The 18102-nt window shown below is 62.7% G+C and carries 19 protein-coding genes and 2 tRNA genes; 11 read left to right on the top strand and 10 right to left on the bottom strand.

The window, feature by feature from the left end; genetic code table 11:
* Positions 1 to 23: 23 nt before the first annotated feature.
* Entirely contained in the window at positions 24 to 815 is a 792-nt protein-coding gene (xth, locus tag LZ538_RS06530) for an exodeoxyribonuclease III (protein ID WP_249831190.1), read from the top strand.
* Positions 816 to 818: 3 nt separating this feature from the next.
* On the opposite strand, the gene LZ538_RS06525 is transcribed toward xth, so the two are convergent.
* The 4 genes from LZ538_RS06525 to LZ538_RS06510 all read right to left on the bottom strand — a co-directional run bounded on the left by LZ538_RS06525 (position 819) and on the right by LZ538_RS06510 (position 4430).
* A tRNA-Thr gene (locus tag LZ538_RS06525) sits at positions 819 to 894 on the bottom strand.
* A 17-nt stretch (positions 895 to 911) separates the two neighbouring features.
* On the bottom strand, positions 912 to 1766 hold the full coding sequence (locus tag LZ538_RS06520) for a hypothetical protein (RefSeq protein WP_249831189.1): 855 nt from the start codon (positions 1764 to 1766) through the stop codon (positions 912 to 914).
* The gene (locus tag LZ538_RS06515; protein ID WP_249831188.1) at positions 1763 to 3061 is read right to left on the bottom strand and encodes a mechanosensitive ion channel; all 1299 of its coding nucleotides are present in this window, start codon (positions 3059 to 3061) and stop codon (positions 1763 to 1765) included. Before LZ538_RS06515 ends, LZ538_RS06520 begins: the two co-directional genes overlap by 4 nt.
* Before the next feature lie 28 nt (positions 3062 to 3089).
* The gene (locus tag LZ538_RS06510) at positions 3090 to 4430 is read right to left on the bottom strand and encodes a replication-associated recombination protein A (protein WP_249831187.1); all 1341 of its coding nucleotides are present in this window, start codon (positions 4428 to 4430) and stop codon (positions 3090 to 3092) included.
* Positions 4431 to 4527: 97 nt separating this feature from the next.
* Here LZ538_RS06510 and LZ538_RS06505 point away from each other — a divergent pair, with 97 nt between their 5' ends.
* Positions 4528 to 5160 (top strand): PadR family transcriptional regulator, encoded by a 633-nt coding sequence (locus LZ538_RS06505; protein WP_249831186.1) that lies wholly within the window; start codon positions 4528 to 4530, stop codon positions 5158 to 5160.
* Position 5161: 1 nt separating this feature from the next.
* On the opposite strand, the gene LZ538_RS06500 is transcribed toward LZ538_RS06505, so the two are convergent.
* A complete protein-coding gene (locus tag LZ538_RS06500; protein ID WP_249831185.1) occupies positions 5162 to 6331 on the bottom strand; it encodes a glycosyltransferase family 4 protein in 1170 nt (389 codons plus the stop codon).
* 24 nt (positions 6332 to 6355) lie between these two features.
* Between LZ538_RS06500 and LZ538_RS06495 the strand changes: the two genes are divergently transcribed.
* The 9 genes from LZ538_RS06495 (at position 6356) to LZ538_RS06460 (ending at position 10449) form a co-directional block, all read left to right on the top strand.
* Positions 6356 to 6853, top strand: a complete 498-nt coding sequence (locus LZ538_RS06495) for a DNA-deoxyinosine glycosylase (RefSeq protein ID WP_249831184.1) — start codon at positions 6356 to 6358, stop codon at positions 6851 to 6853.
* A 34-nt stretch (positions 6854 to 6887) separates the two neighbouring features.
* The gene (locus LZ538_RS06490) at positions 6888 to 7193 is read left to right on the top strand and encodes a hypothetical protein (protein WP_249831183.1); all 306 of its coding nucleotides are present in this window, start codon (positions 6888 to 6890) and stop codon (positions 7191 to 7193) included.
* A 72-nt stretch (positions 7194 to 7265) separates the two neighbouring features.
* Entirely contained in the window at positions 7266 to 7523 is a 258-nt protein-coding gene (locus LZ538_RS13230; protein ID WP_283937645.1) for a DUF4396 domain-containing protein, read from the top strand.
* Positions 7427 to 7738: a DUF4396 domain-containing protein gene (locus tag LZ538_RS06485; protein ID WP_283937644.1), complete on the top strand. Its 312-nt coding sequence runs from the start codon at positions 7427 to 7429 to the stop codon at positions 7736 to 7738. The genes LZ538_RS13230 and LZ538_RS06485 overlap by 97 nt, the downstream gene beginning before the upstream one ends.
* A gap of 34 nt (positions 7739 to 7772) precedes the next feature.
* Positions 7773 to 8093, top strand: a complete 321-nt coding sequence (locus tag LZ538_RS06480) for a hypothetical protein (protein ID WP_249831182.1) — start codon at positions 7773 to 7775, stop codon at positions 8091 to 8093.
* A 35-nt stretch (positions 8094 to 8128) separates the two neighbouring features.
* Positions 8129 to 8356: a hypothetical protein gene (locus LZ538_RS06475; RefSeq protein WP_249831181.1), complete on the top strand. Its 228-nt coding sequence runs from the start codon at positions 8129 to 8131 to the stop codon at positions 8354 to 8356.
* 60 nt (positions 8357 to 8416) lie between these two features.
* Complete coding sequence (locus tag LZ538_RS06470) at positions 8417 to 9853, top strand: hypothetical protein (protein ID WP_249831180.1); 1437 nt, start codon at positions 8417 to 8419, stop codon at positions 9851 to 9853.
* 12 nt (positions 9854 to 9865) lie between these two features.
* Positions 9866 to 10327 carry a YybH family protein gene (locus LZ538_RS06465; protein ID WP_249831179.1) on the top strand — a complete coding sequence of 154 codons (462 nt, stop codon included), beginning with the start codon at positions 9866 to 9868 and terminating at the stop codon, positions 10325 to 10327.
* Positions 10328 to 10373: 46 nt separating this feature from the next.
* Positions 10374 to 10449: transfer RNA gene (locus tag LZ538_RS06460), tRNA-Glu, on the top strand.
* Positions 10450 to 10548: 99 nt separating this feature from the next.
* On the opposite strand, the gene LZ538_RS06455 is transcribed toward LZ538_RS06460, so the two are convergent.
* The 5 genes from LZ538_RS06455 to LZ538_RS06435 form a co-directional block, all read right to left on the bottom strand.
* Entirely contained in the window at positions 10549 to 13020 is a 2472-nt protein-coding gene (locus LZ538_RS06455; RefSeq protein WP_249831178.1) for a TonB-dependent receptor, read from the bottom strand.
* Positions 13021 to 13176: 156 nt separating this feature from the next.
* The gene (locus LZ538_RS06450; protein ID WP_249831177.1) at positions 13177 to 14769 is read right to left on the bottom strand and encodes a long-chain fatty acid--CoA ligase; all 1593 of its coding nucleotides are present in this window, start codon (positions 14767 to 14769) and stop codon (positions 13177 to 13179) included.
* Positions 14770 to 14796: 27 nt separating this feature from the next.
* On the bottom strand, positions 14797 to 15798 hold the full coding sequence (locus LZ538_RS06445) for a YeiH family protein (protein ID WP_249831176.1): 1002 nt from the start codon (positions 15796 to 15798) through the stop codon (positions 14797 to 14799).
* Between the two features lie 3 nt (positions 15799 to 15801).
* On the bottom strand, positions 15802 to 17049 hold the full coding sequence (locus tag LZ538_RS06440) for an MFS transporter (protein WP_249831175.1): 1248 nt from the start codon (positions 17047 to 17049) through the stop codon (positions 15802 to 15804).
* A complete protein-coding gene (locus tag LZ538_RS06435) occupies positions 17046 to 18098 on the bottom strand; it encodes a beta-keto acid cleavage family enzyme (protein WP_249831174.1) in 1053 nt (350 codons plus the stop codon). The genes LZ538_RS06440 and LZ538_RS06435 overlap by 4 nt, the downstream gene beginning before the upstream one ends.
* Positions 18099 to 18102 lie beyond the last annotated feature (4 nt).

The following is an 18102-nucleotide window of genomic DNA, read 5'->3' as shown; positions in this document are numbered from 1 at the left end:
CCCCCCATGTGTTCCGACGACTGATGGCGAAGACAAACGAGCTCAAGATCGCGAGCTACAACATCAATGGGATCAACTCGCGGCTGCATGTGCTCACCCGCTGGCTGGCCGAATTCCAGCCCGACGTCGTCGGGCTCCAGGAGCTCAAGTGCACGGATGAAGCCTTCCCAGCGCAAGCGATCGAAGCGCTTGGCTATTCCGCAATCTGGCACGGCCAGCGCAGCTGGAACGGCGTCGCGATCCTAAGCCGCGTCGGCGAGCCGGTCGAAACGCGACGGGCGCTACCCAACGATCCAAAGCTCGAGCAGAGCCGGTATATCGAAGCGGCCGTCCGCGGGCTCCTGATCGGCAATTTGTACGCGCCCAACGGCAACCCATGGCCAGGGCCGAAATTCGACTACAAGCTCGAGTGGATGGATCGTTTGTGTGAGCATGCGCGCAACCTGCTCGACAGCGGCCTGCCCGCGATGCTCATCGGCGACTTCAACGTGATCCCAACCGATCAGGACGTCTACAAGCCCGAGCGCTGGGCCAAGGACGCTCTCTTCTCGCCCGACGCCCGGGAGAAGTTCCGGGACCTGGTGGGCCAGGGATGGATCGACGCGCTTCGTTCCCTGCACCCTGACGCGCGAATATATACCTTCTGGCATTATTGGCGGAATTCGTTCCAGCGCGACGCCGGCATCCGCATCGATCATGCTTTGCTCAGCCCTGCCTTGGCCAAGGCACTCAGAGCGGCTGGCGTCGACCGCGAGCCGCGCAGTTGGGAAAAGACCAGCGATCATGCGCCGATGTGGGTGAAGGTGCGGGTCTGAAGCTGGTGCCGGATGCAGGATTCGAACCCGCGACCTTCGGTTTACAAAACCGCTGCTCTACCAACTGAGCTAATCCGGCGCTGGGGGGCATTTGGGTCAAAGAACGCCGAAGGTCCAGCCTTCGGTGAGTGCGATTTGAGCGGTCAGTCCTTCAGGGTCGAAAGCGCGCGCTTCTCCGCGGGCGAGCGCCCGCATCCCGGCAGCAGTCACAAGCGCATCGGTCTGGTGGTCGTTCGGCTCGAACCGGAGCCGTGCGGGCGGGCTTCCAAGGCCTTTCAGCGCTCGGTTCAGTTCGGCGCGGCTTCGCAGCTTGGTGCCAGACAGGCCTGAGCGCCGAATATAGATGCGCGTGTAGATCTCGACGATGGCGCTGCCCCGCTCGGGCAGCGGGTCCATGGGCCAGATCGCAACTCTACCGTGTAGGCGGTTCAGCAGGCGCATTCCGGAAAAACTGGCCTTGGCGACTTGAGCAGCGCCGATGGCGTCATACGCGCTTGCGGTCTTTCGGCCGCCCTGTGCGTTCAGCCGTGCATCGCACTGGCGAAATCGCACGAATTCGGCCTTCACCCCATCCGCGATCCCGAAATAGAAGTGGCGCCGATGGACTAGCTCGAGGAAGCTTGCTGCGCCGAGGTCCTCGTCGGTGCTTTTATCGTCAACGTAGGCCCAGAACTCGCGCGCGGTGCCCGGTACGCCCGGCTCGCCTGGGAGATACTCGCCTTTTTCGATGAGTGGCGGCGCGAAGCTGAAGTCGAAACCGAATAAGGTCGGCTCGCGCGCCGCGCGCCTGGCCAGCCATTGCAGCACTTCCTGCCTGGACCAGACGTGGGTTGGGCGAACGAGACGGGGAGGGCCATCGCCGGATGCTTCGGCGATGGCGATACCCCGATGACGGCTTCCCTTCGCGCCCGACCAGTCGATCGCGACGTAGGCCGCGAAGCGATCCGTCACACAAGGGGCGGCTGGCTGTCGTCAGAACCGCCGGACGTCGGCGCGCGCGGCGTCCTTCGCGGCGCCGGAGGCGTTCCAGCGCCGTCCGCGTGCCGTTCGAGGACACGTGCCGCTGCATCTCGTCCGCCGAGCCCAAAGGCGAGAGCGGTCGCGACCGCTGCCGAGCCCAGGATGAGGCCGAAGGCGAGCATCACGATCTGATCGGCGAGACCCATGAAGGTGAGGCCGATCGCGGTGAACAGTGCGATGATCGCGTAGCGGACGATCGTCTGAGCATAGCCCCCTTCGCCCGTGCCGCTGCCGACAAGGTTGGCGACGATGCGGGCAAGGAAGATGCCGACGACGATGATCAGAGTGCCGAAGATCACCTTTCCGCCGAGCTCGGTCACCTGCGCGAGGAAGATCGCGATCTGGTCGCCGCCCAGCTGCTTGGCCGCTTCGATGGAGGCCACCAGGATGATTGCGATCATTGCGATGTTGGCGACGACACGCGACGGCGTCGTCGAAGCCGGGACAACGCCCGTCGACTTGATCGCCTGGTCGAAACCGGTCGGGGGCAGGATCGCTTCGATGATCGTCTTCATGAAGCGGGCCGCAATGAAGGCGATCCCGATCCACAAGGCTGCCGCGAGCACGCGCGGGATCGCGGTCAGGATCTGGTTCAGCATCGCGATCGCAGGCCCGGAGATTGCGTCGATTCCGAGCACCTGCAAAGCCGCGATTGCGACGGGGATGATGATCAGCGCGTAGACGAGCACTCCCGCCGCGCGGGCAAGGCTAGCGCGCGTGGAGGGCGATCCCGCGGCTGCATCCGTGCTGCTCGGTGCGGATCCGTCGGTAGCGGCGATACCGATGCGGCTGAGCAGGCCATCGACGTGCGCGGCATTCAGCACCGTTTCGACCAGCTGGCGCACTATTCGCGCCACGATCAGGCCGACGAAGAAAATGAGGCCCGCGCCGATGAGTCGCGGAAGGAACTCGAAGATCTGCAAGGTCAGCGCATTGATCGGAGCCAGGATCTGGCCAATGCCCAGGAACTGCAGCGCGGCCATGATGCCGACCAGCCAGATGATCAGCTTGGCGATGGTGCCCAGCTGATGCCCCACGGTTTCACCCGGCTTGCCCGGCGCGTGCTTGCGCAGCGCTGGCGTGCGGTCGACCATCTTCTGGATTGCCCATTTGACGGCCCGCGCAACGATCCATGTCGCGACGATGATGAGTAGGGCAATGAGCACCTTTGGCGCCCAGTAAGTCGCCTGCGCCTGCCAATAGGCGCCCTGGTCCACTTGATACATTGACAGCTCCCTGTTCCCGGACGGTCGATTAACCCGCCGCGCCGCCCGATTGTTTCAACTCGCGTCGACGCTGCTCCCAAAATTCCAGGCGTTCCCGCACCCGCGCCTCGAAGCCTCGGTCGGTGGGCTCATAGAAGCTTTGGGCCTCCATCTCTTCCGGCCAATAATCCTGACCGGAAAAACCCTCGTCGGCATCATGATCATAGGCGTAACCCTTTCCGTAGCCGACGCTCTTCATCAGCTTCGTCGGCGCGTTAAGGATGTGCATGGGCGGCATCAAAGAGCCGGTTTCCTTCGCGCTGCGCCAAGCGGCCTTCTGGGCCATGTAGGCCGCATTCGATTTGGGCGCTGTGGCCAGGTAAAGGCAAGCCTGGACGATCCCGATCTCACCCTCGGGCGATCCGAGGAAATCGTACATCTCCTTCGCGGCCAGACACTGCAGCAGGGCGTTCGGGTCCGCCATGCCGATATCCTCGACGGCGGCGCGCGTGAGGCGGCGGAGCACGTAAAGCGGCTCCTCACCGGCGACGAGCATACGAGCGAGGTAATAGAGCGCCGCCTGCGCATCCGATCCGCGAATGCTTTTGTGAAGCGCGGAGATCAGGTTGTAATGGCCCTCGCGATCCTTGTCGTAGACGGGGAGCCGGCGATGAAGGAGGTCGCTCAGCTCGGCCGGGCCTAGAGGCCGATCGATGTCCACCGAGAAGAGCGTCTCGACCTGATTGAGCAGGAAGCGCCCGTCGCCATCGGCGCTGGCGATCAGGGCGTCGCGGGCTTCCTCGGTCACCGGCAGCGGCCGCCGGTCGAGCCCTTCTGCACGGCGCACCAATTCGTCCAGAGCGTCGTGGTCCAGCCGTCTCAGGATCAGGACCTGGCAGCGCGACAGGAGGGCGGCATTGAGCTCGAAACTCGGATTTTCCGTCGTGGCCCCGACCAACGTGACGGTCCCATCCTCGACGTAGGGCAGGAATCCGTCCTGCTGGGCACGATTGAAGCGATGGATTTCGTCCACGAACAGCAATGTCTGCTGACCAGAGCGGGCCGCGGTGCGCGCCTCCGCGAAGACCTTCTTGAGGTCCGCGACACCCGAAAAGACCGCGGAGATGTTGACGAAGCGCATGCCCACTGCATCCGCGAGCAAGCGAGCGATGCTCGTTTTCCCGGTCCCCGGGGGTCCCCACAGGATCATCGAGGCAAGCTTTCCGGCAGCGACCATGCGGCCAATGGCGCCGTCGGCGCCGGTCAAATGCTCCTGACCTACAACCTCTGAGAGCGTCCGCGGTCTCAGACGGTCGGCAAGAGGAGCAGAGTCCGGCGGGGCCTCGCGGCTCGCGGTCGGCAATTCCTGGTCTGCAAACAGATCCGACATCGTTGACAGACCATAGAACGCGCGATCCAAAATGCACGATCCGGCTTGATGTAGAAAGAACTAAGATATATCTTAGACACATCGAAAGGAGTCTTTAATGGGACATAAGCATCGCCACGGCTGCGGACCCCGCGGCAGTTTCGAAATCGACCTTCCCGAAGGCCTGCTCGCCATGGCTGGCACCCGCGGGTGGCAGGGCAGCTGGGGTCCCTTCCATTTTGACTTCGGAGATGAGGGCTGGAGCGGCGGTCGCCGCGGCCGGCGCGGCCGGCGGATGTTCGAGTCCGGCGAGCTAAGGCTCGTCCTTCTGAAGCTCATCGCCGATGAGCCACGGCATGGTTATGACCTCATCCGAGCGATCGAGGAGCTGACCGGCGGCGAATATGCGCCAAGCCCGGGCGTTGTCTATCCGACCCTTACCTTGCTGCAGGACATGGGCCTGATCGAGGAGGCGGCCGGCGAAGGATCACGCCGACCGTTCCAGGTTACCGATGACGGCCGCAAGCATCTTGAGGAGCGTCAGGACGAGGTGGACGGGCTGCTCGAACGGCTAGCAGACCTTAAACCGGAAGAGCGGACCAGCGCCGGGCCCGTGCTGGGCCGTGCGGTGAAGAATGTCATGACGGCGCTAAGCCACCGGATCGGTCGGGACGGCCTTCACGACGAGCTGCTGCATGAGATCGCGGCAATCCTCGACGAGGCTGCGCAGCGGATCGAGCGCATCAAATAACCTAGCTGCCGGTGAGCCTTGCGAGCCGCTCGCGCTTGACGATCGCGCGCTGGTAGGCACGGATCACCGCGGAATTGATGCGGTCCCAGTCGCGCGTCTTCGCCACGGCGAGGCCAGCTTCGCCGTGCTGTCGCCGCATCTCGGGATCTCGGGCATAGGCTTCGAGCGCATCGGCAAAGCCGTCGATGTCCGATGAATCGACGAGTACGCCCGTTTCGCCGTCTCGGACGAGATTGTTTGTTCCAGTCGCAACCGCCGCCACGACAGGCAAAGCGCAGCCCATCGCTTCAAGCGTTACGTTGCCGAACGCCTCTGTAACGGAGGGGTTGAGCAGGACGTCACCGCTCGCGAGCGCGCGGGCAAGGTCGGTGCCGGTCTGCTGGCCGATGAAAACGCCTTGGGGCAACTGCTCTTCGAACCACTGGCCGGCTGGTCCGTCGCCGATGACCAATACTCGATATTTAACACCCCGGTCAGCCAGTGCGTGGATCGCGTCGGCGAAAACATCGAGGCCCTTTTCCATCACGATGCGGCCGAGGAAGACGATCACGAATTCGTCGTCCGCGATGCCGAGCGACCGCCGCCAGTCCATGTCGCGGCGTTCGGGTTTGAACTGCTCCCGGTCGATCCCACGCGACCAGATAGTGATGTCGCGGTTCATGCGCTGGGCGCGGAGGATTGCGGCAGTCGATTCCGCAGGCGCCATCACGACTTCACAGCGGTGGTAGAAACGGCGGAGGATCGCACGAACCTCAGGCTCGATCCATTCGAGGTGGTAATAGGAAAGATAGGTTTCGAAGCGCGTGTGGACAGAGGCGACCGCAGCGATCTTATGCCGTCGCGCCCATGTGACAGCGCGATGGGCCACGATATCGGGGCTGGCCACGTGCACGACGTTGGGGTCGAACTCCGCGAGGTCGCGCTTCACCCGCGCCGGGATCGCGATTGGCAAGCGGTACTCGGCGCGGCCCGGGATGGGGATCGCCGGAATGCTGATCAGGTCGCCCGTCGGCGGGAAGGCCGGGTTCTCTACCGTAGGCGAATAGATCCTGACCTTGACGCCCTGGCGCAGCAGGTAGTCGACGAGGCGATTCAGCGACTGGTTGGCCCCGTCGCGCACGTAATTGTAATTGCCCGAGAAGAGGGCGACACGGATATCGCTCGGCTGCACCGGCAGCGCTGTAGGGGTTTCTCAGTGGTCGTCAAAGTGGGACTGCCGCCCGTCGCGCGCAGCGATGCACGGCTGTTCATACTCGGCAGCCTGCCCGGCGAAGCGTCGCTGGCCGCCAAGCGCTACTATGCGCACCCGACCAATCAGTTCTGGCGGCTGCTGGGAACCGCGATCGGGGAGGAGCTTCAGCCGCTCCCCTACGAGCAACGCCTTGTTCGCCTGGCGGAGCGAAGGGTGGGACTCTGGGACGTAATCGCCTCGGCGGCCCGCGAGGGCAGCCTCGATCAGGCGATCCGCAACGCCGAGCACAATCGGGTCGAGCATCTGCTGCGCGATTTTCCGCATTTGCGCGCGATAGCGTTCAACGGTTCGACAGCAGCGCGCATCGGTCGAGCGCTGATAGGGAAGCCGCCCCCGGGTCTCCAGCTGCTCGACCTTCCGTCTTCAAGCGCGGCGAATACTCGGGCCTTTGTGGAAAAGGCGGAAGCGTGGGCATTGCTGGCGCAATTCCTGCAGCCGTAGGACCCTTTCACTTGCGCTGAGCGTAGAGCACGGCATGATTGCCGTGATGATCCCGACCGACGAAGAATTGGATGACAGCGACAAGAGACTGTCGATGGTGGACGAAGCGCTGGTGGCTGGGACGATCGCCAACACCAACGGGCTTCTGGTGATACTTGCGAAGCTAGTGGCCAGAGGCGTTTTCGACCGGGCCGACCTGCAGTCCTTCTCCGACAGCTATTCGAAGCCGCTCGACCATGTCGGCATGCGCGAGAATGAGCTCGTGACGCAGATGCAGGACCAGATGGAGAGCACGCTCGCGGAGCTGATGCGGTACCTGAGCGAGCGAGATAAGGACTGATCGCGGCGCCTTGACACCGTACTATGGTACGGACCCTATATCGTTGCCGACTGCAAAATCCGGAGAAACTGGATGTCGGACATGAACCACCATCACCATCACCATCACCATCATTCCGGCCATGGAGAAGGCGCGTTCACGACTTCGGCGCATGCGACGTTGCACTGCCTAACCGGCTGCATCATCGGCGAGCTCGCGGGGTTAATGATTGGCGTGAGCCTTGGGATGGCGGCATGGCCGACCATTATTCTGGCGACGGCCCTGTCTTATTTTTCGGGAATCACGCTCGGGCTCGTCCCCATCATGCGAGAGCAGAGAGTCGGATTATAGCGTTTCGAATCATCTGGATTGGCGAAGTCACGTCCATCGGCGTGATGGAGATCGTTATGAACTTTATCGACTATCAGTTGGGTGGAATGGGCGCGCCATCGATCGTCCATTGGAGCTTCTGGCGGGGTCTTCTGTTCGCTGTGCCAGCTGGTTTCCTGGCCGCCTGGCCGGTCAATTACTGGCTGATCAAGCGCGAGCTAAAGGCCTGTCATTGATCATCGAATCCCATAAGCTTATTCGGTCGTCGCGATGATCAGCGCCTTTATAAAGCTGCTGGTGCTGCTTGCAGCGCTGTTGATGCCATTAGGCATGGCGGTCCCTGCCGCGGCAGCGCCTCATCATGAAATGGCGTCGATGCCGATGCAGCACTGTCCCGAGCAGGCGCCGGAGCAGAAGGGAAAACTGGGTTTTGCCGATTGCACGATGGCATGCGCCGCTGCGCTTCCTGCCGTTGGCGCATCGCCTGACAATGAGCGATCGGCCGAGCGTTCGCTCGCGATCGCATTGCCTGTGCACCAGTTGCACGGACTCCACCCCGAAATAGCCACCCCACCTCCGAAGCGCTCCTGACACTTCGACCCAATTCGAATTTAGGAGCGAATATCATGATCACGACTTTGATTGCCGCGGCCGTCGCGGCTGCACAGCCCGTTGCGGACAATTCCCCGGCTCAGGCTGCGACTCCGGCTCAGCCAATGGAGCACCAGCCCGGCCAGATGCATGAGCATGGGCAGATGGGGAAAATGAGCGCTGAGGACTGCGCCAAGTGCTGTGAGGAGATGATGGCCAAAATGCATTCTGGCCACTCCGACACCAACGAACACAAGCACTAAAATCGGAATGTGAGCGCGGGGCGCCGTTGTTCTCGGCGCCCCGTCGTACGGAGATAAATTGTGACAACGAAGTTGCTTTCGGCGGCAAGCGCTTTTGCGCTTGCTGTCACCACGACTCCCGCACTAGCTCAGCATGAGCAGATGCCAGGCATGGAAATGCCGTCTCCCAAGCAGAAAACCCCTCCGGCGACCGAGCATGAGCACATGCCAGGCATGCAGATGCCGCCCGCGGACGCACCCCAGCCAGCGCCCGCGACCCCAGTCATCGATCATGCCACGATGGATCATTCCCGGATGGAGCACGGCGCGGCCGCCGGCATTCACGGCGGCATGCGGGGAGCATTGGGCGCGTACCCGATGACGCGCGAGGCGTCGGGAACGGCCTGGGCTCCAGATACGTCCGAGCACATGGGACTGATGAGCTCGTCAGGCAGCTGGCAGCTGATGGCGCACGGAATCCTCAACCTGGTCTATGATGATCAAGGCGGACGCCGAGGCGACGACAAGATCTTCGCGTCGGGCATGCTGATGGGCATGGCGCGGCGGCCGCTCGGCAATGGGACCCTGCAGTTCAAGGCGATGGTCAGCCCGGACCCGATCATGGGCAAAAGCGGCTATCCGCTTCTGCTAGCTAGCGGAGAAACGGCGAACGGGGTCGACAGGCTGATCGATCGCCAGCATCCGCACGACTTCTTCATGGAGCTGTCCGGATCGATCTCACAGAACCTGGGAACGAAAGGCAGCGCCTTCCTGTATGCGGGGCTTCCCGGGGAGCCGGCATTCGGACCGCCCGCCTTCATGCATCGCGAAGCGATCCTCGACTCCCCCGAGGCGCCGATCAGTCATCATTGGCTGGATTCGACGCACATCACCTTCGGCGTGGTGACGGCTGGCGTTGTGCTGGATCGCGTGAAGATCGAGACGAGCCGTTTCAACGCGCGCGAGCCCGACCAGCATCGGTGGAACATCGAGACGGGTCCGCTGGATTCGACTGCAGTACGCATTTCGTGGAACCCGACGCGAGCGCTCGCGCTGCAGGGAAGCTGGGGCCATTTCCAGGACCCGGAGCAACTCGAGCCTGGCGTGGATCAAAAGCGCTGGTCGGCGAGCCTCCTCCATGCCCGCGACATTGGGTCGGGGTGGAAATTGGCAAGCACGCTCGCCTGGGGCCGCAAGACCGTGGATCATCATGGCGAAGCCCTGAAAGACGATGCCTATGTCGCTGAGGCTTCGCTCAAGAAGGGACCGTGGACGATTTTCGGGCGTGGCGAGATGACGGAGAACCGCGAGCTGATCGACGTCGATGAGCACGGGCCGGCTTTCGACGTGGGCAAAATTTCGCTCGGCGCGGTGCGCGACCTTCAGGTTGCCGAGCATCTATCGCTTGGCGCCGGCGCGCTCGTTGCATTGAATTTCGTGCCGGACGAACTGGCACCGCTCTACGGTGGGCATAATCCGGTCGGGGCGATGGGCTTCTTCAGGCTGAAGCTGGATTGAGGGGGAACATGAATGCGTGGATTACTAGGTGTTGCAGCGCTTGTGCTGGCTGTGGGATCCGAGGCCGGGGCAGCTGACGTCTACGGGCCTGAGCAGACCGTCGACGCGTTCCATGCAGCTCTTGCCATGGGTGACACGAAAGCGGTCGCGGCTTTGCTCACCGACAAGGCGGTTATCTTCGAGGAAGGCGGGGTCGAACGGACCAAGGCGGAATATTCCGCGCATCATCTGCCGGCGGATGCGGCTTTCGCCAAAGTGGTTCGCATGTCGACCGCACGCCGGTTCGGGGATCACGGGAGCGGGCTGGCCTGGGTCGCGAGCGAGGGACGGATGAAGGGCAGCTACAAGGGCAAGCGGATCGATCGGCTGACGACGGAAACGATGGTACTCCAGGAAACGTCCGCCGGCTGGAAGATCGTCCATATCCACTGGTCGTCGGCAGAGGCTCCCAAGCATGCCATTCCCGCTGATTGACTAGCGCGTGATCAACCCACATATGGCCGCCTCACCCGAAAGGTGTGGCCCCTTCGTCTAGCGGTCTAGGACGTCGCCCTCTCACGGCGAAAACACGGGTTCGAGTCCCGTAGGGGTCACCAGCAGCGGACGAGCGGCCATGTCAGCCGCGCAATCTCCCCACTAAAAGTCGAAGCCCCGGCGCCAGTGGAGAAAGCGCCGGGGCTTCTGCTTCCGGAACGTTAGTAGCGGAAGGTCAGTGATGCTCCGACCGTCCGCGGGTCGGCATGAAGGCGGCGAACCGCCGTGCTCCCGTTGAACTCGCCGTTGCGGAACAGCGCCGCGAGCGCGCCCGAGCCCTCCAGGAACTGATACAGGTTCCCGGCCTCATATTGCTTGTCGAGCAGGTTGTTGCCGAACAGCGATAGCGTCCACCGATCACCCGGGCCGTTGAGCGAGGCGCGCGCGCCGAGCAACGCATAACCATCGACGATCGTCTGCGGGTTCGCGTCGTTGACGAGGCCGCCGTAGAACTTGGACGTGAATGCGAGGTTGGAATTGAAGTTCCAGCTATATCCGCCCGATCCAATGTCGCCGTTCACATCGAAGCCAAGGCGTCCGCTCCACTTCGGGGCGAAGGTTGCCGGCTTGCCCTTCAGGTCTTGCGTAAGCGGTGAGCCTGGAATGCTTCCGAAGCCCGGCCAGTTGGACGCGTCCGGATAGTCGGTGAATTCCGAATCGAGATAGGCGACGCTGGCGAAGAGCGACACGTTGCGCCAAGGCTTGGCGACGCCGTCGAACTCGAAGCCCTGGTGGCGCAAATTGCCGGCGTTGCGAACGGTAAAGCTCGTCCCGTTGAACGAACGATCCTGGAAGCCCTTGATGTTCATCCGGTACAAGGTGAGGTTCAGCGTCAGCTTGTGGTCGAGCCAGCTGGTCTTGGCGCCGAGCTCCCAGTCGCCGGTCGTCTCGCGATCGAAGACGCGCCTTTCGGGGAACACTGGAGTGCCTGCTCCACCCGGCTGGGTGATCGAGGGGAAACCAGCCCCGGAATTGTAACCCGCCGACTTGTAGCCGGTCGAGTAGGTGCCGAAGAACAGCATGTCGTTGTTGGGCTCGTAATTCAGGCCCAGGCGATAAGTGAACCGGCTGTCGTCGATATCCGGAAGCGTGAGCGATTCAGGCGCGCGAACCGTCGTCCTCAGCAGGACATTGGCCTGCTGATCGTACGAGCCTTCCTTTTGATCCTTGCTGTACCGCCCGCCGAGCGTGGCGAAGAACTGATCGGTGAAATGGAAGTTGGCCTGCGCGTAAGCGGCGTAGCTGTCGGTCGTCTGGTGAACGTCCTGGACGGCCGCGTCCTCAACCGTTCCACCACTTGCCGCGAGAAGCTGGTTGCAGAGCATCTTCTGCGTCGAGCCCGGCGGGAATGGCGGCGATGGAAGCGCGGAGTTGGGCACGATTTTGCAGAACTGCGAGTTCAGGCGCAGCCGCTCTCCCTGCTCGTACTTCTCGTGGAAATAATAGAGGCCTGCGACCAGGTCGAAGCGGCCGTCGAGCCACTGGTTGGTTGGCGAGATGAACTGCAGCTCATGATTCTGGCTCTTTGAATCATAGGGCGCCGTACGCGATACCAACTTGCTCGGCATGAAGACGACGTCCCCGTCGAGCTGCGTGTTCTGCCAGTCGCGATAGGCATTGATCAGGCGAACCGTCGATCCACCACCGACATCCCACGACAAAGTGCTGTTCAGACCCCACTGCTCGTCATTGACGTGAGCCGTGAGAAACTGGTTCATGTGCTTGTCGTTGAGATTGGTGTCCGGGGCTCCGAAAAATGCGGTGATCCCGGCAAATTGCTTTTCGCTGACGCTGCTGCGATCGAAGTCGATGTTGGTCGCGGCGTCGCCCTTGATCTTGGCGTAGTCCGCCCGGAACACCCACTCGACCGGGCCAACGTCCGCGCGGAAGCTGCCGCGAAGGATAGAATCGTCGGTGCCGCCGACCTGCTTGTCGTCGAAGTCGTTGTGCCAATAGCCCTTGAACCACTGTTGCGAGCCGGCAAAGCGGAACGCTGCCTTGTCGCCGATCGGGACGTTGACGACGCCCGTCAGCTTGTAGCGGTCGCCGTTGCCGATCTCTGCCGTGACGTCGCCGGAGACGTTATCGCCGAATTTCGGCCGGGCAGTATGGAACGATACGGCGCCGACGCTGGCGTTACGTCCGAACAACGTACCCTGCGGACCGCGGAGGACTTCGACGCTTTCCATGTCGAGCATCGAGCTGATGACTGCGCCGACGCGTGGCACATAGGCGCCGTCCAGGAATGCGGCGACGCTGGGCTCGACCGTCGTGTTGCTGGCCGCGCCGATGCCGCGGATCGCCAGACGCACATAAGACGTTTGCGCGCCCTTCGCGACGTTGAGGTTAGGCGTAACCTTGGCCAGTCCCTCGATGTTGACGACGTTCATCTTCTCCAGCGTCGCGCCCGAGAAGGCAGCGACGGAGATCGGCACGTCCTGGACGTTCTCGGAGCGCTTTTGCGCGGTGATTACGATCTGCGTGTCGTCGGCTGGAGCAGCCGGCGCTTCGGTCTGGGCCGGCGCCTCGGGTTCAGCCGCTGACAGATTCGCGGCGGGAGCATTTTCCGCCGGAGTTGCTGACGCAGCCGCGTCCTGCGCCGCAGCTGGAACTGAACACAGCCCGTAGGCCAAGGACGCGGCACTAGCGCACGCGAGCAAACGATTTCGAAAAAACACTCCGGACTCCCCTCCCAAGTAAGCCGCGGAGCCATAAAGAAATCGCCGTGGGCATTTTGTCCGTCGGCGTCAGAAACTTTCGCATCCGTGCCAGAATGCGCCGATCCGAAGCTACCGTTCGACCGCCGATGCGAAACGATAGCCAGAGTAGGAATCGCGCAACATCTTCTTCGATATCTTGCCGGTCGCGGTGTGAGGCAACTCCTGCACGAACTCGATCGCGTCGGGCTGCCACCAACGCGGAATCCGCGCTGACAGATGGTCGCGGATGGCTTGTTCGGAGACGTCGAAACCATTCGAGCGGACGACGAGGAGAAGTGGCCTCTCGTCCCATTTCGGATGCGGAATTCCGATCGCCGCGGCCTCGCCTACGCCGGGACAGCCGACGGCGGCATTCTCAAGGTCGATCGAGCTGATCCACTCGCCGCCCGACTTGATGACGTCCTTGGCTCGATCGGTGATCTGAATCGACCCGTCCGAGTGAATCGTGGCGACATCGCCCGTGTCGAACCAGCCGTTTGCATCGACGCAATCCACATCCTGGCCGAAGTAACGGCGCACGACTGCCGCGCCCCTGGCCTGAAGGCGTCCTGAGCCAACTCCGTCACGCGGGAGCGTTGTCCCATCATCATTTACGGTGCGGAGTTCCACGCCGAACAGAGCGCGGCCGGCGCGGCAAGTGTAGGCGATCTGCTCGTCTTCGCTCATCGCCTCCCATTCGGGCGGTCGCGCGCCTACGCTGCCGACTGGGGACAGTTCGGTCATTCCCCACAAATGATTGACGTTGATTCCGCGATCGCGAAGCCAACGGATCGTGGCGGGCGGAGCTGCCGCGCCCCCGACCACCACCATCTCGAGCTTGCCGATCGAAGAGCCGGTGCGTTCTACATGATCGATGATGCCAAGCCAGATCGTGGGTACGCCTGCGGAATGGGTTACGCCTTCTTCCTCGAACAGTCCGCACAGACGTTCCGGCTGGTTGTCCGCGCACATAACAAGCTTGAAACCCGCAATGGCCGCCGCATAGGGAATGCACCAGCTGTTCGCGTGGAACATGGGCACGATCGGAAGCATGACTGATCGCGCGGAGACGTTGAACACGTCGGGCACCATGACGGACATCGCGTGCAGAACGGTCGAGCGGTGCTCGTACGCCACGCCCTTCGGGTTGCCCGTGGTACCGCTCGTGTAGCAAAGGCCGCAGGGGTCCCGCTCATCGCCTTCGAACCAGCGGTAATCGCCATCCTCGGCGTCCAGCCAAGCGTCGAATTCCGTGTCGAAACAGACGTAATGTTCGATTGTCGGCCAGCTTGATTTCATGCGCTCAACCAACGGAGCGAAGGCGGCATCGTAGATCAGCACCCGGTCTTCGGCATCGTTGACGATGAAGTGCAGCTGATCCTCGAACAATCGCGGGTTCAGCGTGTGCAGCACCGCTCCCGACCCGACCGTCCCGAACCATGACACCAGATGGCGGTCATGGTTCATCGCGAGCGTTGCAACGCGATCGCCGGGACGCACGCCAACGCGTTCGAGCGCCTGCGCCATCCGCCGCGCATCATGCGAGACCTGCTTCCAGTTCGTTCGGAAGATCGTACCATCCGCGCGTGCGGATACGATTTCGCGCGCCGCGTGCTCGCGTTCGGCGTGATCGATGAGTCGCGTTACGCGGAGCGGCCAATCCTGCATTGCGCCAAAGTTCATCGGCACGATCCCTTCTAATTTGTGCCGTCAGACCCAATGGGCCTCGATCGCGACGAGGGCGATTGCGGCGACGAATGCCGTTTCGAAGAGCATCAGGACGACAGGACGCCAACCGGCATCCAGTATGTCCTTGAAGCGGGTCTTCATGCCCAGCGCGGCGATCGATGCGACGAGGCAGAAGCGTGAAGCGCCATTGCCGATGTCGCGGATCCAGGCTTCGATCGGGACGAAGGCCTGGAAGATGACGAGGCCGGCAAAAACGGTTGCGAACCAGGGCAGCAGCGGCGGCCGGTCCTCCGCCGGCAGGTCCTTTGGCCGCGTCAGAAACCCTACGGTCAGAATCACGGGCAACAGCATCGCAACGCGCGCCAGCTTGACTATAGTGGCAGTGTCGCCCGTTTCCGGTGAGATCGCATAGCCCGCGCCGACGACCTGCGCGACATCGTGGATCGTGGCGCCAATGAAAATGCCCGCATGTTGGCTATCGAGGCCCAGAATGCGGACAATCGCGGGGTAGAGAAGCATCGCGATCGTCGACAAGGTCGACACCCCGACGACCGTGTAGAGAGTCGCGCGCTCCTTGTTCGGATGGTTCGGAAGCGCAGCCGACAAGGCCATCGCCGCGGATGCTCCGCAGATGGCTGTCGCACCGCCCGAAAGAACACCGAACCGCGGATCGAAGCCCATCCACCGGGCGACCGCAGTCGCGGAAAGAATGGTCAGCGAGATGGCTGCAACGACGAGCAAGAGCGGCGCCCAGCCAAGCGAGATCACTTCGCCAAGCGTGATCTTCAGGCCGAGCAAGGCGACGCCCAACCGCAGCACGAATTTCGACGTGAAGGAGATTCCGCCGTTGAAGCGGTCGATCTTTCCCAGGAAGTTCACGGCAATTCCGAGCAGCAATGCGAACAGCATGATCGGGCCGCTGGTCCATGTGGCGAGCAAGCCGGCCGCGCCCGCAACTATCGCGGACGCAAACAGCCCGGGACCGACGCCGCTCAGCGGCGCCCACAGCTTCGATTTCAGCATGTCTTATCCCGCTCTTGCGGTTGCCAGCTCAGGCTGGGGGTTCCTGGCTGCCGCGACGAAAACCAGAGCCGCGCACATGCTGGCGACCGGCAGCCATTGCATTGCACCAAGCAAGCCGATGCGGTCGGCCAGCCAGCCCGTGACGATAGGGCCGGGGGCGAGACCGAACGCATTATTCGCAAGGGTCAAAACTGCGAATGCGGTGCCGTGAAGCGCGGCTGGGGTGAGGTTCGCGACCATCGCTCCCGACGGGCCTGCGGTAGATCCCGCGAGGAACATTGCTGCGGCGAGCAGTACCAGCTGCGCGCTGCCCGGCCCGAAGCTCAGCGCGGCGGTGACCAGCACCGCGCAACCGAGACAATAGCAAGCGGCCAGGACAGCCCGGCGTGCAGAGCCGGCGACCAGCCTGTCGCTGATTATTCCGCATACGATCATTCCCGCGCCGCCGATCGCAAGAAAGATTGCGGCGATCGAAGTCGCTTCCTTCAGCGGCATGTCGTAGTAGCGGACGAAGTAAGTCGGCAGCCATGCTGGAAGCGCGCCTGCGACGAACAGTTGGAGGCCGCTGCCGACATAAGCGCATTTGAGGTTGCGCCCCGCAAACAGCAGACGAATGTTCGCCCAGCTCACTTGCGCGCGCTCGATCGGCCCTTCGCCCGCCAGCTTGGATTCGCGGACGATCAACGGATAGGCGAGCGCAAGCACGAGGCCGCCCAAGCCAATCGCTAGGAAGGCGAGGCGCCATCCGTGCGACGCAGCGACTGCACCGCCGACGCCGACGCCGAGCACCTGGCCGGCAAGTCCGCCCGCCATGAAAGCCGCCGTGAGCGTTGCGCGCAGATGACGCGGAAACACGCTGATGATCACGGCAATGCCGACGCTGCCGTAAGCGGCTTCTCCGACGCCAACGAGCACCCTGGCCGCGAGCATCTGGCCATAGCTTTGAGCGAGGCCGCAGAGCAAAGTCGCGACGCTCCACATGATCGCCATTGCAGCGATGCTTTTCACTCGCCCGACGCGGTCCGCGAGCAGCGAGATGGGGCAGGTGAGCAGCCCCACCATCACCGCGACAATCCCGGACAAAAGGCCGAGCTGGCCGTCGGACAAGGCCCATTCCGCCTTCAGCAGCGGGAACACGGCGTTCAGGACCTGCCGCGCCATATAATCGGAAATCAGCAGCCCGAAGGTCAGCGCAAAGACCACCCAGGCATAAGCCGGGATCGCCGGCTTGCTGACATTCGAGTGGATCACGCGGCCTGACGCTGCGCGACCGGGGTCGCCTTGCGGTTGGGCAGCCAGCCGTTCTTCTCGAGCGTCTCGTCAATGCTCGAATAGAAGGTGCCGATCTTGTAGATCTCGTGCGCCTGCTCGGCGGTCGCGATGGGTCGCCACAGTTCGCTGGAAATCTTCACCATCTTCTCGATCTGCTGGACCGAGGTCGCCCGCTCGCCGCGGCGGCCGTAGAGATTGTCCTCCTGCCCGACGCGCACATGGAGGCCCATGGCGATCCCCATCGTGCACAAAGGGTAGACGTGGCGCATCAGGCCCTCGACGGTCAGCACCGCATTTTGCGGAACGCGATTGATGAATTCCATCAGGTTGCGCGGGTTCGGTCCATCGTGGCCACCCCCGATAGAGACCCAATTCAATACGTATGGACCCATATACTGGCCCTGGCGAACGATGCGCTCGACCGTCTCCAGGTCCTTGATCGAACCGATCATGAAGTGCGGCTGGATGCCGGCTGCGACCAGGCGCTTGAGATGCTCTTTCACGAAGCCGGGACCGGACTCGTAGTACATCTCGGTATAGGCGTGCTTATAGTCGGGCTCGCCCATCGAGGTCCCCGCGGCATCCTCGTCGGTAATCAGTTCCATCACGTTCATCTGGTTGGTGTTGATCGCAATGGTGACCTGGTCCGGCTTCGGATTGAGCTCGGCCAGCATGTGGCGCGTGTCGTCGCTCAGCCACTTGGCGGCCTCGCCTTCATCCTTGGGCGCGAAGCTGATCGACCCGCCGACCTGCAAAATCATCTTCGGAACCGCTGTCCGAAGCCGATCGAGCATTTCGTTGAACATTTCGAGGCGCTTTGAGCCTTTGCCGGTGTCCGGTTCGCGAACGTGCACGTGCAGCAGCGTTGCGCCGGCATTGTAACAATCCACCGCCTTCTGGACCTGCTCGGCCATGGTTAGCGGAATGTCGTCCGAATCCCGTGGGAAGAAACTCGGCGCGTAAGGCGCGACTTGAATGACCAGTGGATCCTGGTTTTCGGGCAGCAGGCTATCGTCCATGAACTGCATGGCT

The sequence above is a fragment of the Sphingomonas hankyongi genome, assembly GCF_023516575.1.
Lineage (GTDB): Bacteria > Pseudomonadota > Alphaproteobacteria > Sphingomonadales > Sphingomonadaceae > Sphingomicrobium > Sphingomicrobium hankyongi.
Note: the sequence above shows the minus strand (reverse complement) of the source record. Positions and strands in the feature narration are given on the sequence as shown.

Bases quoted from the DNA above. Each gene is read 5' to 3' on its own strand.
- xth (WP_249831190.1), top strand. From the start codon at position 24: ATGGCGAAGACAAACGAGCTCAAGATCGCGAGCTACAACATCAATGGG.
- LZ538_RS06515 (WP_249831188.1), bottom strand. From the start codon at position 3,061: ATGTATCAAGTGGACCAGGGCGCCTATTGGCAGGCGCAGGCGACTTAC.
- LZ538_RS06510 (WP_249831187.1), bottom strand. From the start codon at position 4,430: ATGTCGGATCTGTTTGCAGACCAGGAATTGCCGACCGCGAGCCGCGAG.
- LZ538_RS06505 (WP_249831186.1), top strand. From the start codon at position 4,528: ATGGGACATAAGCATCGCCACGGCTGCGGACCCCGCGGCAGTTTCGAA.
- LZ538_RS06490 (WP_249831183.1), top strand. From the start codon at position 6,888: ATGATTGCCGTGATGATCCCGACCGACGAAGAATTGGATGACAGCGAC.
- LZ538_RS13230 (WP_283937645.1), top strand. From the start codon at position 7,266: ATGTCGGACATGAACCACCATCACCATCACCATCACCATCATTCCGGC.
- LZ538_RS06485 (WP_283937644.1), top strand. From the start codon at position 7,427: ATGGCCGACCATTATTCTGGCGACGGCCCTGTCTTATTTTTCGGGAAT.
- LZ538_RS06480 (WP_249831182.1), top strand. From the start codon at position 7,773: ATGATCAGCGCCTTTATAAAGCTGCTGGTGCTGCTTGCAGCGCTGTTG.
- LZ538_RS06475 (WP_249831181.1), top strand. From the start codon at position 8,129: ATGATCACGACTTTGATTGCCGCGGCCGTCGCGGCTGCACAGCCCGTT.
- LZ538_RS06465 (WP_249831179.1), top strand. From the start codon at position 9,866: ATGCGTGGATTACTAGGTGTTGCAGCGCTTGTGCTGGCTGTGGGATCC.
- LZ538_RS06450 (WP_249831177.1), bottom strand. From the start codon at position 14,769: ATGAACTTTGGCGCAATGCAGGATTGGCCGCTCCGCGTAACGCGACTC.
- LZ538_RS06445 (WP_249831176.1), bottom strand. From the start codon at position 15,798: ATGCTGAAATCGAAGCTGTGGGCGCCGCTGAGCGGCGTCGGTCCCGGG.
- LZ538_RS06435 (WP_249831174.1), bottom strand. From the start codon at position 18,098: ATGCAGTTCATGGACGATAGCCTGCTGCCCGAAAACCAGGATCCACTG.